This is a genomic window from Pseudomonas sp. NPDC088444 (assembly GCF_044900175.1).
Taxonomy (GTDB): domain Bacteria; phylum Pseudomonadota; class Gammaproteobacteria; order Pseudomonadales; family Pseudomonadaceae; genus Aquipseudomonas.
The window spans coordinates 1-15838 of the sequence record NZ_JBJDNK010000017.1; the positions used below are offsets into that span (position 1 = coordinate 1).

Annotated in this window: 17 protein-coding genes; 2 read left to right on the plus strand and 15 right to left on the minus strand. The window is 56.2% G+C overall.

From position 1 onward, the window contains the following. From atpA to rpmH, 15 genes are all read right to left on the minus strand, one after another. Nucleotides 1–965, minus strand: a 965-nt coding sequence (atpA, locus tag ACI2KB_RS25885) for a F0F1 ATP synthase subunit alpha (RefSeq protein ID WP_404639365.1), incomplete at its 3' end; no start/stop codon positions are given. A gap of 21 nt (nt 966–986) precedes the next feature. Then, a complete protein-coding gene (locus ACI2KB_RS25890) occupies nt 987–1523 on the minus strand; it encodes a F0F1 ATP synthase subunit delta (RefSeq protein ID WP_404639367.1) in 537 nt (178 codons plus the stop codon). 12 nt (nt 1524–1535) lie between these two features. Beyond that, on the minus strand, nt 1536–2006 hold the full coding sequence (locus ACI2KB_RS25895; RefSeq protein WP_404639369.1) for a F0F1 ATP synthase subunit B: 471 nt from the start codon (nt 2004–2006) through the stop codon (nt 1536–1538). A gap of 57 nt (nt 2007–2063) precedes the next feature. Next, complete coding sequence (gene atpE / locus ACI2KB_RS25900) at nt 2064–2321, minus strand: F0F1 ATP synthase subunit C (RefSeq protein ID WP_002555987.1); 258 nt, start codon at nt 2319–2321, stop codon at nt 2064–2066. A gap of 134 nt (nt 2322–2455) precedes the next feature. Then, a complete protein-coding gene (gene atpB / locus ACI2KB_RS25905) occupies nt 2456–3325 on the minus strand; it encodes a F0F1 ATP synthase subunit A (RefSeq protein WP_404639371.1) in 870 nt (289 codons plus the stop codon). A gap of 16 nt (nt 3326–3341) precedes the next feature. Next, nucleotides 3342–3749, minus strand: coding sequence for a F0F1 ATP synthase subunit I (locus ACI2KB_RS25910; RefSeq protein WP_404639372.1), 408 nt, complete (start codon nt 3747–3749; stop codon nt 3342–3344). A 146-nt stretch (nt 3750–3895) separates the two neighbouring features. After that, complete coding sequence (locus ACI2KB_RS25915; RefSeq protein WP_404639374.1) at nt 3896–4768, minus strand: ParB/RepB/Spo0J family partition protein; 873 nt, start codon at nt 4766–4768, stop codon at nt 3896–3898. Nucleotides 4769–4777: 9 nt separating this feature from the next. Next, the gene (locus ACI2KB_RS25920) at nt 4778–5572 is read right to left on the minus strand and encodes a ParA family protein (RefSeq protein ID WP_404639376.1); all 795 of its coding nucleotides are present in this window, start codon (nt 5570–5572) and stop codon (nt 4778–4780) included. An 18-nt stretch (nt 5573–5590) separates the two neighbouring features. Then, nucleotides 5591–6235, minus strand: a complete 645-nt coding sequence (rsmG, locus tag ACI2KB_RS25925; RefSeq protein ID WP_404639378.1) for a 16S rRNA (guanine(527)-N(7))-methyltransferase RsmG — start codon at nt 6233–6235, stop codon at nt 5591–5593. Beyond that, complete coding sequence (mnmG, locus tag ACI2KB_RS25930) at nt 6232–8130, minus strand: tRNA uridine-5-carboxymethylaminomethyl(34) synthesis enzyme MnmG (protein ID WP_404639380.1); 1899 nt, start codon at nt 8128–8130, stop codon at nt 6232–6234. Before mnmG ends, rsmG begins: the two co-directional genes overlap by 4 nt. Nucleotides 8131–8652: 522 nt before the next feature. Then, a complete protein-coding gene (gene mnmE, locus ACI2KB_RS25935) occupies nt 8653–10023 on the minus strand; it encodes a tRNA uridine-5-carboxymethylaminomethyl(34) synthesis GTPase MnmE (RefSeq protein ID WP_404639382.1) in 1371 nt (456 codons plus the stop codon). A 79-nt stretch (nt 10024–10102) separates the two neighbouring features. Further along, on the minus strand, nt 10103–11779 hold the full coding sequence (gene yidC / locus ACI2KB_RS25940; RefSeq protein WP_404639384.1) for a membrane protein insertase YidC: 1677 nt from the start codon (nt 11777–11779) through the stop codon (nt 10103–10105). Nucleotides 11780–11781: 2 nt separating this feature from the next. Next, the gene (gene yidD, locus ACI2KB_RS25945; RefSeq protein WP_404639386.1) at nt 11782–12027 is read right to left on the minus strand and encodes a membrane protein insertion efficiency factor YidD; all 246 of its coding nucleotides are present in this window, start codon (nt 12025–12027) and stop codon (nt 11782–11784) included. Next, nucleotides 12020–12421, minus strand: a complete 402-nt coding sequence (gene rnpA / locus ACI2KB_RS25950) for a ribonuclease P protein component (protein WP_404639388.1) — start codon at nt 12419–12421, stop codon at nt 12020–12022. The genes yidD and rnpA overlap by 8 nt, the downstream gene beginning before the upstream one ends. Before the next feature lie 16 nt (nt 12422–12437). Beyond that, nucleotides 12438–12572 carry a 50S ribosomal protein L34 gene (gene rpmH / locus ACI2KB_RS25955; protein WP_003290924.1) on the minus strand — a complete coding sequence of 45 codons (135 nt, stop codon included), beginning with the start codon at nt 12570–12572 and terminating at the stop codon, nt 12438–12440. A gap of 587 nt (nt 12573–13159) precedes the next feature. Between rpmH and dnaA the strand changes: the two genes are divergently transcribed. Together dnaA and dnaN are read left to right on the plus strand one after the other, a co-directional pair. Beyond that, entirely contained in the window at nt 13160–14695 is a 1536-nt protein-coding gene (dnaA, locus tag ACI2KB_RS25960; protein ID WP_404639390.1) for a chromosomal replication initiator protein DnaA, read from the plus strand. A gap of 35 nt (nt 14696–14730) precedes the next feature. After that, entirely contained in the window at nt 14731–15834 is a 1104-nt protein-coding gene (gene dnaN / locus ACI2KB_RS25965; RefSeq protein ID WP_404639392.1) for a DNA polymerase III subunit beta, read from the plus strand. Nucleotides 15835–15838 lie beyond the last annotated feature (4 nt).

Consider the following 15838-nt stretch of genomic DNA (forward strand, 5'->3'; position numbering starts at 1 on the left):
GTTTTGCCGGTCACTGCGCCGTTGGTGAACTTCTCGACGTACTCTTCAGAAACGCGGGATGCGCGCTCCAGCAGACGGGAGTGGAGATAGAACACGTCACCTGGGTACGCTTCACGTCCTGGTGGACGACGCAGCAGCAGGGAGATCTGACGATACGCTACAGCTTGCTTGGAAAGATCGTCATAGACGATCAGTGCGTCTTCACCGCGGTCACGGAAGAATTCGCCCATGGTGCAACCGGCATACGGAGCCAGGAATTGCAGCGCAGGGGATTCGGAAGCACTGGCAGCCACGATGATGGTGTTGGCCAGAGCGCCGTTTTCTTCCAGCTTGCGAACGACGTTGGCGATGGTCGATTGCTTCTGACCTACTGCAACGTATACGCAGAAAATGCCGCTGTCTTTCTGGTTGATGATCGCGTCGATCGCCAGAGCGGTCTTACCGATCTGGCGGTCACCGATGATCAGCTCGCGCTGGCCACGGCCGACAGGGATCATGGCGTCAACAGCCTTGTAGCCAGTCTGTACAGGCTGGTCTACCGACTTACGCCAGATAACGCCCGGAGCAACTTTCTCGACCGCGTCGGTCTCGGTGTTGTTCAGAGGGCCTTTACCGTCGACTGGATTACCCAGTGCGTCGACAACGCGACCCAGCAGTTCCTTACCAACCGGAACTTCCAGGATGCGGCCGGTGCACTTGGCACTCATGCCTTCAGCCAGCGTGGTGTAAGCGCCCAGTACCACCGCACCTACGGAGTCTTGCTCCAGGTTCAGTGCCATACCGTAGACGCCGCCCGGGAACTCGATCATTTCGCCGTACATAGCGTCGGCCAGACCGTGGATCCGCACGATACCATCAGACACGCTGACAACGGTGCCTTCGTTACGGGCTTGAGAGGCTACATCGAGTTTCTCGATGCGACCCTTGATGATTTCACTAATTTCGGAAGGATTGAGTTGCTGCATTGCTCTGCTGCCCCTTCAAACTCAAGATTTCAATGCTTCGGCTAGTTGCGCGAGTTTGCCGCGAACTGAGCCATCGATAACCAGGTCGCCGGCGCGGATGATGACACCACCTATCAGGGCAGCATCCTCCGCAGCGTGCAGGCGCACTTCCCGGCCGAGCCGTGCACTGAGAACCTTGGCGAGTTTGTCTTGCTGTTCTTGGTTCAATGCAAAAGCACTGGTGACATCCACATCTACCGACTTTTCCTGCTCGGCCTTGTACAGCTCGAACAGTTCGGAGATCTCCGGCAGAAGCTGGAGACGGTCGTTTTCAGCAACGACGTGGATGAAATTCTGTGCCTGGGCATCGAACTTGTCGCCGCACACTTCAATGAAAGTGGCGGCCTTGTTTGCGCTCGTCAGTCGCGGGGCCTTGAGCAGGCGCTGCATCGTGTCGTCCTGCGACACAGCAGCAGCCAGGCCGAGCATGGCTGACCAATTGGCCAGTTGCTGGTGGGCCTGGGCATGCTCGAAGGCTGCCTTAGCGTAAGGTCGGGCCAACGTGGTCAGTTCTGCCATGATCGCCCTCGCTTAAATTTCTGCAGCCAGTTTGTTAACCAGCTCCGCGTGCGCGTTTTGATCGATTGTGGCACCCAGGATCTTCTCGGCACCGTTGACGGCCAGGCTGCCCAGTTGGGCGCGCAGAGCGTCTTTGACACCGTTCAGTTCCTGCTCGATCTCGGCCTGAGCCTGAGCCTTGATGCGGTCAGCATCGACACGAGCCTGTTCACGGGCTTCGTCGACGATCTGAGTACCGCGCTTCTTGGCTTGCTCAATGATTTCGGCTGCCTGAGCTTTCGCATCGCGCAGTTGCTGGGCCGCTTTATCTTGGGCCAGCTCCAGGTCGCGAGCTGCTCGGGTGGCAGCGTCCAGTCCATCCGCGATCTTCTTCTGACGTTCGTGCAAAGCCGCGATGACCGGAGGCCACACGAACTTCATGCAGAACAGCACAAAAATGAAGAACGCAACGGACTGGCCAATCAGGGTTGCATTAATGTTCACGCCAACACCTCGCTCGTTCGTTGTCCATCACACCAATCAACTCGAAAAATCGAGCGATTAGCCAGCGAGTTGACCAACGAAGGGATTCGCAAAGGTGAAGAACAGAGCGATACCAACACCGATCATGGTTACGGCGTCGAGCAGACCAGCCACGATGAACATCTTAACTTGCAGCATTGGAACCATTTCTGGTTGACGCGCAGCGCCTTCCAGGAACTTACCGCCCAGCAGGCCGAAACCGATTGCAGTACCCAGTGCGCCCAGGCCGATCAGCAGTGCAACAGCGATAGCAGTTAGACCAACTACAGTTTCCATCTTTCCTCCCGACTTTTACGTCGTATTGGTTAGGTTTTTTTAGTTTAAAGCGGTAAAGCAAAATCGTTTGTACATCAGCCCTTGCGGGCGCCCCTCACCGCAATGAGGGGATCATCAGACTCGCCAGGCGGGTCTTAATGGTTATCTTCGTGAGCCATCGACAGGTAGACGATGGTCAGCATCATGAAGATGAACGCTTGCAGGGTGATGATCAGGATGTGGAACACTGCCCACGCCCATTGCAGAACCACGCCCAGACCGCTCAGCCAGAGCAGGCCGCTGCCGAACATGACCGCGATCAGGATGAACACCAGTTCACCTGCATACATGTTGCCGAAAAGACGCAGTGCCAGAGAGATTGGCTTGGCGACCAGAGTCACGAATTCAAGCAGGAAGTTCACAGGAATCAACAGCGCCTGAACGAGAACGTTCTTGCTGCTGAACGGATGCAGGGTCAGTTCACCAATGAAGCCGCCAATGCCTTTGATCTTGATGCTGTAGAAGATGATCAGTGCAAATACGGACAGCGCCATACCCAACGTGGCGTTCGGGTCGGTGGTCGACACGGCGCGGAACGGGATGTGGTGGTCACCGGAAATCATGACAGCCAATTGCGGAATCCAGTCGACCGGGATCAGGTCGATGGCGTTCATCAGGAATACCCAGGCGAAGATAGTCAGCGCCAGAGGTGCGATGACGGCACTACGACCGTGGAAGCTGTCCTTCACGCTGCCGTCGACGAATTCGACCAGCACTTCAACGAAGTTCTGCAGGGCGCCTGGCTGACCGGACGTTGCCTTTTTAGCAGCCATGCGGAAAAACAGGACGAAAATCAGACCCAGAGCAACCGACCAGCCGAGAGTATCGAGGTGGAAAGCCCAAAAGCCCATTTCTTTTGCTTCTGCTGCGGAATGCGCGAAGCCCCAAGTGCCGTCAGGCAAATGACCGAAGGTCAAGTTCTGCAAGTGGTGCTGGATATAGCCCGAAGCTGTTTGCTCTGCCATGGTTGCCTCAAACGCCCTAAGGTCTCAAAAGTCTTGTTCTCATTAGCAGGGGTGCGAACCAGCTGACCAACTGGGTCAGCATGAACACGCCGAAAACCGCCAGCGGGGCCAGCGGCTTCACACCTGCAAAGGTCAGTGCAAACAGCACTGCCGTAAAAATCAGTTTGCCCGCCTCGCCGGCATAGAACGACCGAACGATGGCTTGCGCTGCCCGGGCTCCGGAAAACCGGAACGCCTTATGGGCAAAGTACAAATTGGGCAGCCACGCTATCAGGCCTCCGCAAAGACCTGAATATCCAGCTACGACTCCATGCCACTGCCAAAGCGTCACCGCTCCCAGTAGCAGGACAATCAATTGAGCCAGCAAAACCGGGAAAACAGCCAGACGATGGAGCGGCAAGCGGTTTGGCGTGCGTGTCTCCATCACATGGGCTCCTCGTATGCCAGCCGCCAAAATCAATAACTTGGCATAATTTGTGCCGACAAAATGCGCGCAGAGTATAGGGGCGGTTCAGCCCCTATTCAACTGCCGGCTAGTGATTTCCGACTACACGCTACGCACGATGTGTTTCAGCGGATGTGGGCGAGGACGCCTTGCAGCTCGTCCAGCGAGTTGTAACGGATCACCAACTGACCTTTTCCCTTTTGGCCATGGCGAATCTGCACCGTAGAGCCCAGCCGCTCGGCCAGACGCTGTTCAAGGCGGGCAATATCCGGGTCGGCTTTGACAGGTGCCGCAGGCTCCTGTTTGCCACTCAGCCACTGACGAACCAGTGCTTCGGTCTGGCGCACGGTCAGACCCCGTGCGACAACATGTCGCGCCCCCTCAACCTGCCGCTCTTCCGGCAAGCCAAGCAATGCGCGAGCGTGACCCATTTCGAGGTCCCCGTGGGACAGCATGGTCTTGATAACGTCCGGCAACGCAATCAAGCGCAGCAGGTTAGCCACGCTGACACGGGATTTACCCACAGCTTCGGCAACCTGCTGTTGCGTCAGCTGGAACTCGTTCTGCAAACGCTGCAGCGCGATGGCCTCTTCGATCGGATTGAGGTCTTCGCGCTGGATGTTCTCGATCAGCGCCATGGCAATGGCCGCTTCATCCGGCACATCGCGCACCATCGCCGGGATGGTATCGACGCCCGCTTGCTGACTGGCGCGCCAGCGACGCTCACCTGCGATGATCTCGTAACGATTGTCAGCGATCGGGCGCACGACGATCGGCTGCATGACGCCCTGTGCCTTGATCGAGTTGGCCAGCTCTTCCAGCGCCTGTGGGTCCATGTCCCGACGTGGCTGGTATTTGCCGCGCTGAATCAGGTCCAGCGGAATGTTTTGCAGTTCGCGCTGGTCGGCCTGAACGGCCTGTTCTTCCAGTGCGCTGACGGTGGGACTGCTCAGAAGTGCGTCCAGCCCACGTCCGAGTCCTCGTTTCTTGACGGCCATGGAGTTTCCTTAAGTGGGCTGAGCGGCAGCGCGAGAAGTTCGGCGCTGACGGCGAACCATCTCGCCAGCCAGTGCCAGGTACGCCAGTGCGCCGCGAGAAGTCTTGTCGTAGGCCAGTGCGGGCATCCCGAAACTCGGCGCCTCGGCCAAACGAATGTTGCGCGGAATTACCGTGTCGTAGAGCTGGTCACCGAAGTGTTCCTTGAGCTGCGCCGATACGTCGTTGATCAGACTCAGGCGCGGGTCGTACATGGTCCGCAGCAACCCTTCGATCTTCAGCTCCGGATTCAGCAGTTCGCCAATGCGTTTTATGTTATCCACAAGGTCGCTCAGACCTTCGAGCGCATAGTATTCGCACTGCATGGGGATAATGACGCCATCGGCAGCAACCAGCGCGTTAAGGGTCAGCATCGACAGCGACGGGGGGCAATCAATGAGGATGTAATCGTAATTCTCGCGAATCGGCGCCAGCGCTGTGCGCAAGCGTGCCTCTTTCATCTGCATTTCCAGCAAAACGACTTCGGCGGCTGTCAGGTCGCGGTTGGCCGGCAGCAGTTGATAACCGCCATGTTCGGAGAAGTGCATGGCCTGATTCAGGTCGCATTCGCCAATCAGCAAATCGTAAACGGAATGCTCCAGGGCATGTTTATCCACACCGCTACCCATGGTGGCGTTGCCCTGTGGATCGAGATCGATCAACAACACCCGCCGCTTGGTGGCGACCAGCGACGCTGCGAGGTTGATACAGGTGGTGGTTTTACCCACACCACCTTTTTGGTTCGCTATCGCGAATACCTTAGCCATTCTTGCGTGTGTTCCCTGTCATGCCGTGCGGCGCAGTATCAGCAGATGCCGTTGACCTTGGCAACCGGGTACGGCCAAGGCTTGCGCGCTTTCCAGATGAAAATCTGCGGGCAATGCTACCAGTTCGTCCGCAGGATGCAGACCCTTCATTGCCAACCAGCGCGTTTTCACGTCACCCATATGGCGGGTCCACTGTGTAAAGTCTTCCAGGCTACTGAACGCGCGGGAAATGATCCCGGTAAATGGCAACTCTGGCTGAAAGGCCTCCGCACGGCTGTGGATAACTGTGAGGTTGTCCAGTTTGAGTTCTAGTTTGACCTGAGTCAGAAAGCGGGTTTTCTTGCCATTGCTGTCCAACAGCGTGACTTTCATGTCTGGAAACATGATGGCCAACGGAATGCCGGGCATCCCGCCACCACTGCCAACGTCCAGTTGGCGCTCGCCATCGATGAATGGCACCACGCTTAAACTGTCGAGCAAGTGCCGCGAGACCATTTCATCCGGATCACGCACGGCAGTCAGGTTGTAGGCCTTGTTCCATTTGATGAGCAATTCCAGATAACCCAGCAACCGGGTGTGCTGGATTTCAGTCAGCTCGACGCCCAGCTCTCTGGCGCCAAGGGTCAATTCTTCTGCGTGCTGCGGGGTAACCAACGAACTCAAGCGCTTTGCTCCAACTGACGGCCCGCGCCGCGTTTTTTCAAGTGAATCATCAACAGCGAAATGGCTGCCGGAGTAACGCCGGGGATGCGTGAAGCCTGCCCTAGGGTGTCCGGACGAGTTGTCCCCAGCTTGCTTTGAATCTCTTTGGACAGGCCCGAAATGGTGGCGTAATCGATATCCACAGGCAGCTTGATGTCCTCACTCGCTCGCAGACGTGCAATTTCATCTTGCTGTCGATCGATATAACCGGCGTATTTGGTCTTGATTTCGACCTGCTCGGCCACCTGGGGATCGACGATCTGCTGACCCGTCAACGAAACCAGGCTGGCGTAGTCCACTTCAGGGCGGCTCAGCAGGTTGAGCAGGTTGTATTCGTGCGTCAGCGGCGTGCCGAAATGAGCAGACACAGCATCGCCCTGTTCGGTTCCTGGACGAATCCAGGTGGACTTCAGACGCTGCTCTTCCCGCTCGATGCCTTCGCGCTTGGCGCAGAAAGCAGCCCAGCGGGCATCATCGACCAGGCCCAACTCGCGACCTTTTTCGGTCAAGCGCAGATCAGCGTTGTCTTCGCGCAAAATCAGGCGGTATTCAGCACGGGATGTGAACATCCGGTACGGCTCTTGGGTACCGAGGGTGATCAAGTCATCCACAAGCACACCGATGTACGCTTCATCGCGACGTGGGCACCAGCTTTCTTTGCCTTGCGCACGCAATGCCGCGTTGGCGCCGGCCAGCAAACCTTGTGCTCCGGCCTCTTCGTAACCCGTCGTACCGTTGATCTGCCCTGCGAAGAACAGGCCGCCGATGACTTTGGTTTCCAGGCTGTATCTCAGGTCGCGCGGGTCGAAGTAGTCATATTCGATCGCGTAACCAGGGCGCACGATATGGGCGTTTTCCATGCCGCGAATAGAACGCACGATTTGCAATTGCACGTCGAACGGCAGCGAGGTCGAAATCCCGTTCGGGTAGAGTTCGTGCGTAGTCAGCCCTTCGGGTTCGATGAAGACCTGATGGCTTTCCTTGTCGGCAAAGCGATGAATCTTGTCTTCGATCGATGGGCAATAACGCGGGCCAACGCCCTCTATTTCGCCTGCTGCGGAATACATCGGCGAACGGTCGAGGTTCGACGCAATGATTTCGTGTGTGCGAGCGTTCGTGTGGGTAATCCAGCAACTGACCTGACGTGGGTGCTGTTCTTTGGAGCCCAGGAACGACATCACGGGAATCGGAGTGTCACCCGGTTGCTCGCTCATCACAGAGAAATCCACAGAGCGACCGTCAATACGTGGCGGTGTACCGGTTTTCAAGCGCCCGACACGCAGGGGCAGTTCACGCAGACGCCGTGCCAGCGCGATGGAAGGTGGATCGCCTGCACGTCCGCCCGAGTAATTCTGCAAACCAATGTGGATAAGTCCACCGAGGAATGTGCCCGTGGTCAGAACGACGGAGTCGGCCATGAAACGCAGACCCATCTGAGTCACGACGCCACGCACTTGATCCTGTTCGACGATCAGGTCGTCGCAGGATTGCTGAAATATCCACAGATTGGGTTGATTCTCAAGAATCTCGCGGATCGCCGCCTTATACAGAATGCGATCAGCCTGGGCGCGTGTTGCGCGTACCGCTGGGCCTTTGCGGCTGTTCAGTACACGGAACTGGATGCCGCCCAGATCAGTTGCAGTCGCCATGGCGCCGCCGAGTGCGTCGATCTCTTTGACCAGATGGCTTTTACCGATGCCACCGATGGCCGGGTTGCAACTCATTTGCCCGAGGGTTTCCACGTTGTGCGTCAGCAGCAGGGTTTTTGCACCCATGCGAGCGGACGCCAGTGCTGCCTCGGTACCGGCATGACCGCCGCCGATGACGATCACTTCAAAACGGGAAGGGAAATCCACCACGCACCTCGTGCCTGTTAAATGGGGGGAATAGGAAATTGGCGGCAAGTATAGGGACTTCGCCCCCTTGAAAGGAACCTTTTGCGCAAAATTTAACCAGCTGTGGATGAGTGGCGGTTAAAAAAGTAAAAAGGAGAGAAATTTATAAAATCCTTGTTTTTATGTTTATGTTTAGAGGGCCTCCTATCTGTGGATAGATGTACACAGGCCTTATATTCCAACGTGTAGAGAGAAATTAAAGTCTGTGATCAGGTGCGAATGAGCCCCTTGGATAAGCGCCTTGAGCCTGTGGGTAAAAATGATGGTTATCCACATGGCAGGTTTTCCTCAACCAGCATGGCCACTTATCTACCGAGCTGAATACGAGTTATGCACAGGTCTTATTTGGGAAGAGATGGACCGTAGAAAGGCCATTCCGGGGCGAGCGAATACGCCCGCCACGCTTCACGGGACTGGAAAAAGGAGGGAACGGGTGAGAAAGGCGACAGGCGGTCGTGTTGACCGCCTGAGCCAAGGGGGGAGTTATTTGCCGATGCAGAAGCTGGAGAAAATGCGACCGAGCAGGTCATCTGAACTGAACGCGCCTGTAATCTCTCCGAGGAATTGCTGGGCCAGGCGCAAATCCTCTGCCAATAGCTCACCCGCTCCCGCCAAGGTCAACTGAGAACGACCGTGTTCCAGCGAGGCGTTTGCCTTATGCAGTGACTCAAGGTGACGCCGACGCGCGCTGAAGCTGCTTTCGGCAGTCTGCTGATAACCCATGCAGGCTTTCAGGTGCTCACGTAGCAACTCAAGGCCTTCTCCACCCGCTTTCGCGCTAAGGCTGATCGTGACATAGCCATCGGCGCTTCGATCAAGTGTAATCGCGTCGCCGCTCAGGTCGGCTTTGTTACGGATCAGCGTGACGTTTGCAGGGTCTGGTCGCTGCTCAAGGAATTCCGGCCAGAGTGCAAAAGGGTCTACGGCTTCAGGAGCCGTTGCGTCGACCACCAACAGAATACGATCAGCATCGTTGATCGCCTTCAACGCGCGCTCGACGCCGATGCGTTCCACCTGATCTTCTGTGTCACGAAGACCTGCTGTGTCGACGATGTGAAGCGGCATTCCGTCGATGTGGATATGTTCGCGGAGAATATCTCGCGTGGTACCCGCGATGTCGGTGACGATGGCAGCCTCTCGGCCTGCCAGAGCGTTAAGCAAACTCGATTTACCCGCATTTGGTCGCCCGGCGATCACCACAGTCATCCCATCGCGCAACAGGGCGCCTTGATTGGCTTCCCGCAATACTGTGGATAACTGATCTCGCACCTCGTCCAGCATGTTGAGTACATGGCCATCGGCAAGGAAGTCGATTTCTTCTTCAGGGAAGTCGATAGCGGCCTCAACGTAGATACGCAGGCTGATCAGTTTCTCAGTGAGGCTGTGAACGCGCTGAGAGAATGCGCCTTGCAGCGAGCGCAGGGCGTTCCGGGCCGCCTGTGCAGAACTCGCCTCGATCAAGTCGGCAATGGCCTCCGCTTGCGCCAGATCGAGTTTGTCGTTGAGGAACGCACGCTCGCTGAACTCACCTGGCCTTGCGAGACGACTGCCGAGTTGTACACACCGCTGCAAGAGCATGTCCAGTACGACAGGGCCGCCATGGCCTTGCAGTTCGAGCACGTCTTCACCCGTGAACGAACTAGGCCCTGGAAAATACAGTGCAATTCCTTCGTCGATAATCTGTGCGTCAGCGTCCTGAAAAGGACCGTAATGGGCGTGGCGGGGCTGCAAATGCTTACCGGTGATGGCTTCTGCCACCTTGCCTGCCAATGGGCCGGACACGCGTACGATACCCACTCCACCCCGACCTTGAGCTGTGGCGATAGCGGCGATGGTTTCACGAGGGACGTTCATGTCCGCCTCCTGAATAAACTGACGGATAGCAAAACGCCCCACGAGGGGGCGTTTCGGGATTACTTATTCACAGGGTAGATCACGCTGTTGCTTTCTTGGCTTTGGCCTCGATGCTACGTGTGATGTACCACTGTTGAGCGATGGACAGGGTGTTGTTCACAACCCAGTACAGCACCAGACCTGCCGGGAACCACAGGAAGAAGAAGGTGAAGATGATTGGCATCAGCTTCATGACCTTGGCCTGCATCGGATCTGGCGGAGCCGGGTTCAAACGCTGCTGGATGAACATGGTCGCGCCCATGATGATCGGCAGGATGAAGAACGGGTCCTTGATCGAAAGGTCGGTTATCCACAGCAGCCAAGGCGCCTGGCGCATTTCAACGCTTTCTAGCAGCACCCAGTAAAGCGAGAGGAATACCGGCATTTGCACGAGAATTGGCAAGCAGCCACCCAGCGGGTTGATCTTCTCTTTCTTGTACAGCTCCATCATGGACTGCGAGAGCTTCTGACGGTCATCGCCATGCTGCTCTTTCAGTGCGGCCAGGCGTGGAGCAACGGCGCGCATACGCGCCATCGACTTGTAGCTGGCAGCGGACAGAGGGAAGAAAAGCCCTTTGATCAGCATGGTCAGGAAGATGATCGACCAGCCCCAGTTACCCACGATGCTGTGGATATGTTGCAGCAGCCAGAAGATTGGCTGAGCGATGAACCACAGAATGCCGTAGTCGACAGTCAATTCCAGGCCTGGGGACAACTCTTTCAGAACGGCCTGGCTCTTCGGACCTGCGTACAGTGTCGCGGTCGTCTCGGCTTTGGCGCCTGGCGCAACGGTCAGCGCAGGACCGGTGAAGCCGATGATGTAGTTACCCACACTGTCTTTACGAGTGGTGACGGTATTGCTGTCAGCCTTGCTCGGGATCCATGCAGTCACAAAATAATGTTGCAGCCAGGCAACCCAGCCACCTTGAACGGTATCTTTGAGCGAGCCTTTGTCGATGTCCTTCATGGAAACCTTTTTGTAAGGCTCCGAAGGTGTCCACATGGCGGCACCCAGATAGGTCGCGGTGCCGGTAGCCGTGGTCGACGATGGATCAGCGCTGGCGTCCCGTTTCAACTGGGCGAACAGGTTGCCGTTCCAGGCTTGAGCGCTCTGGTTGTCGATCAGGTAGGTCACGGTCAGATCATACAGACCGCGCTTGAACGTGAAACGCTTGATGTAGTTAACGCCTGCATCGCTGTACCTCAGGTCTACGACCAGATCGTTCTGACCATCCGCCAGTTGATAACTTTTCTGCGCAGTTGCGTATACAGGGCGACCACCGGCACGGGCATCCGGACCGTTGATGCCGGTCAGGCCGCTTTGTGCGAGAAAAGTACGCTCGCCGCCGTTGTCGAACAGCTGAAATGGAATCTCTGGATGGTCCTGACGACGCGGATACAGAGGCAGGCGCAGTTGCACCACATCACCGCCCACCGGGTCGATTTCCAGGTTCAATACGTCAGTTTTGACCTGAATCAGATCTTTGCTGGCGGCTACCGGCGTTTCGGCAGGCGCAGTCACTTCGCCCGTTGCACTTGGTACGTCCGCATTGGCGGAAGTGCCCTGTGCCGTATCGGGAAGCGCGGCGGTATTGGTGCTGGAGGCAACATTCTGAGTCGGCAAGGCAGCCTGACCATAGTCCTGGTTCCATTTCAGGACACCGACATAGGTCACGATTGCCAGGGCGACGATCAGGATTGTGCGTTTGATATCCATGATTACTCGGCCATCGAAGAGGAACGGGAGTTGGGAGCTGTTGGAACCGGGTCGAAACCACCGGGGTTCCACGGATGACAGCGACCTAAGCGACGCAAGGTCAGCCAGCCGCCGCGTACCAGGCCATAGGTTTCAATGGCTTCGTACGCATAGCAGGAGCAACTGGGGTAGAAACGACAATGACTGGCCATCAAGGGACTAATGGCGTAGCGGTAAAACTGGATCGGAACGAGCGCCAGTTTACGCATCAGGACTGTCTACCCCCGCAGTTTCGGTTGTTGCTTCCGAGGTCGGTCGGCTGCGCGCCAGACGTTTCCAGAGCTTGCCGAAATGCTGAATCAATTCGGGGTTTTCAATATCACCCAAGCCTTTGCGTGCAACGACCACGATATCCACGCCTGCCAGTTTGTCCTGGTGGAGACGAAAGGATTCGCGCATCAGACGCTTCAGCCGATTGCGTTCAACGGAGAGCTTGACGCTCTTTTTCCCGATCACCAACCCCAGTCGGGCGTGATCGAGATCGTTGTCGCGTACAAGGAGCAGGAGATTTTTCCCCGGAACCTTGCCGGTTGGGGAGTCAAAGACTGCCTTGAAGTGCCGGGGTGTCAGCAGACGTTTTTCCCGACTGAAGTCTCGACTCACCACCTTTGCCGACTGATCAAACTGTCAGACGCTTACGGCCTTTGGCGCGACGACGCGACAGAACCTGACGGCCGTTTTTGGTAGCCATGCGAGCACGGAAACCGTGGGTGCGGGCGCGCTTGATGGTGCTCGGTTGGAAAGTACGTTTCATGGTGTGTTACCTGGTTCGTCCACAACGGGCCGGAATGACCCCGTTTTAAGAGAGCGGGGATTCTAGAGAAAGCAAGCTCGCAGGTCAATTTCCAACCAACGTTTCCTGTGTGTCTCTCTTATATGGGCGTTTTCGCATTTTTCCTTTCTGACCAATGTGGGGTGTGGATCAAAAATAGAAATAGAGAAGGAAAGTATTAAAAGCTGTTCTGTAAAGCTTATAAGAGCTAGTAAGGCATCGATCTGTGGATAACTTATGATAGGCCTTGTTTTTCAAGGTATACAGAGAATCATAACCCTGTCAGAAAACCGTGCCGGGGCTGTGCTGGAGCTGCGGAAAGGCTGTGAATGGAAACTCTTTTTATCCACAGGCTGGTTATCCACACATTTTCGACCTGAGTTATGCAGAGACGTCATTTGGGCTTATCCACAGAGCTTATGCACACACCACCGGTCGGCTTTTTTCTCTATAAGGTCTTGATTTTGAGAAGCCCGTTAGCGACCTACGTGTGGATAAGTCCAGCGTGGGTGGGTACAATGGCCGCTTGTTTTTTTGCCTCACCGGCTTTCGATACTTAGGGGATCTCCGTGTCAGTGGAACTTTGGCAGCAGTGCGTGGAGCTTTTGCGCGATGAGCTGCCTGCCCAGCAATTCAACACCTGGATCCGTCCGCTACAGGTCGAAGCTGAAGGCGACGAGTTGCGTGTATACGCGCCCAACCGATTCGTGCTCGACTGGGTAAACGAAAAGTATTTGGGTCGCCTGCTCGAACTGCTGGGCGAGCACAGCCAAGGTGCTACCCCTGCTCTTTCCTTATTAATAGGAAGCAAACGTAGCTCTGCACCTCGCGCAGCGCCCACGGCACCATTGGCTGCCGCTGCCGTGGCCGCCTCACAAGCTGCTCAGAACATCGCTCAAACCATTGGCGTAGCTGCGGCTTCGAGTGAACCTGCTCAAGCGCCTGCTCCTGTCGAACAGGTTTCTCTGGATGTAGATGGCGAACCTTCGCGGGCGAGTTTCGATTCGATGTCGGCGGCAAGCGTTCAATCGACACCTGCCAAAACCGAACAACGTAGCGTTCAGGTAGAAGGTGCGCTGAAACACACCAGCTATTTGAATCGCACGTTTACCTTTGAGAATTTCGTCGAAGGTAAGTCCAACCAATTGGCTCGCGCTGCGGCGTGGCAGGTAGCAGACAACCCCAAGCACGGTTACAACCCGCTCTTCCTTTACGGTGGCGTAGGTTTGGGTAAAACGCACTTGATGCACGCTGTGGGTAACCATCTGCTCAAGAAGAATCCGAATGCGAAGGTGGTGTACCTGCATTCGGAGCGTTTCGTGGCCGACATGGTCAAGGCGCTTCAGTTGAACGCGATCAATGAATTCAAGCGCTTCTACCGCTCGGTTGACGCGTTGCTTATCGATGACATCCAGTTTTTCGCCCGCAAGGAGCGCTCGCAGGAAGAGTTTTTCCACACCTTCAACGCCCTGCTCGAAGGCGGCCAACAGGTCATTCTGACCAGTGACCGCTATCCGAAAGAGATCGAGGGGCTTGAAGAGCGTCTGAAGTCTAGGTTTGGCTGGGGTCTTACGGTGGCTGTCGAGCCGCCGGAGCTGGAAACTCGCGTGGCCATTCTCATGAAGAAGGCCGACCAGGCAAAGGTCGAACTTCCTCACGATGCCGCGTTCTTTATTGCCCAGCGCATTCGTTCCAACGTGCGTGAGCTGGAGGGTGCGCTCAAGCGCGTCATCGCTCACTCGCACTTCATGGGGCGTGACATCACCATCGAGCTGATTCGCGAATCGCTAAAAGACCTGCTGGCGTTGCAGGACAAACTGGTGAGTGTGGATAACATTCAGCGCACGGTTGCTGAATATTACAAGATCAAGATCTCCGACCTTTTGTCTAAACGTCGCTCAAGATCGGTTGCCCGGCCGCGCCAGGTGGCCATGGCGTTGTCCAAAGAGTTGACCAACCACAGCTTGCCGGAAATCGGCGATGTGTTTGGTGGGCGCGACCATACCACCGTGCTGCACGCTTGCCGCAAGATCAATGAACTTAAAGAATCCGACGCGGATATCCGCGAGGACTACAAGAACCTGCTGCGGACTTTGACAACGTGATGCCGTCGCAGCTTATCAAGGCAAGGGACTAGACCATGCATTTCACCATTCAACGCGAAGCCCTGTTGAAACCCCTGCAACTGGTCGCCGGCGTTGTCGAACGCCGCCAGACCTTGCCGGTTCTGTCGAACGTGCTGTTGGTCGTCGAAGGCCAGCAATTGTCGTTGACCGGTACCGATCTGGAAGTCGAACTGGTTGGACGCGTGCAACTGGAAGAGTCTGCAGAGCCGGGCGAAATCACCGTTCCTGCGCGCAAACTGATGGACATCTGCAAGAGTCTGCCCAACGACGCGCTGATCGATATCAAGGTTGACGAGCAAAAACTGGTCGTGAAGGCGGGCCGTAGCCGCTTCACATTGTCGACGCTGCCTGCCAATGATTTCCCGACTGTCGAAGAAGGCCCGGGATCGCTGACGTTTAATCTGGTGCAGAGCAAGCTGCGTCGACTGATTGAGCGCACCAGCTTTGCAATGGCGCAGCAGGACGTTCGTTATTACCTCAACGGCATGCTGATCGAAGTGCAATCGGGTGTCCTGCGTGCTGTTGCGACTGACGGCCACCGTTTGGCGATGTGCTCGATGGCTGCTGAAATCGAACAAGCTGATCGGCATCAAGTCATTGTGCCGCGCAAGGGTATCCTCGAATTGGCGCGTTTGCTTACGGAGCAAGATGGTTTGGTGAGCATCGTACTCGGCCAGCATCATATCCGTGCGACCACAGGTGAGTTTACCTTCACCTCCAAACTGGTCGATGGCAAATTCCCCGATTACGAGCGCGTTCTTCCGAAGGGCGGCGACAAACTGGTGGTCGGCGATCGCCAGGCGTTGCGCGAAGCGTTCAGTCGTACCGCGATTCTGTCGAACGAAAAATACCGGGGTATTCGTCTTCAACTGGCCAGCGGTCAGTTGAAGATTCAAGCGAACAACCCTGAGCAGGAAGAAGCGGAAGAAGAGATCAGCGTCGACTACAGTGGCGGTTCGTTGGAGATCGGCTTCAACGTCAGCTACCTGCTTGATGTTTTGGGGGTGATGACCACTGAACAGGTCCGTCTGATCCTGTCCGATTCCAACAGCAGCGCGCTGGTTCAGGAGTCCGGTAACGACGATTCGGCTTATGTTGTCATGCCGATGCGTCTGTAACCAG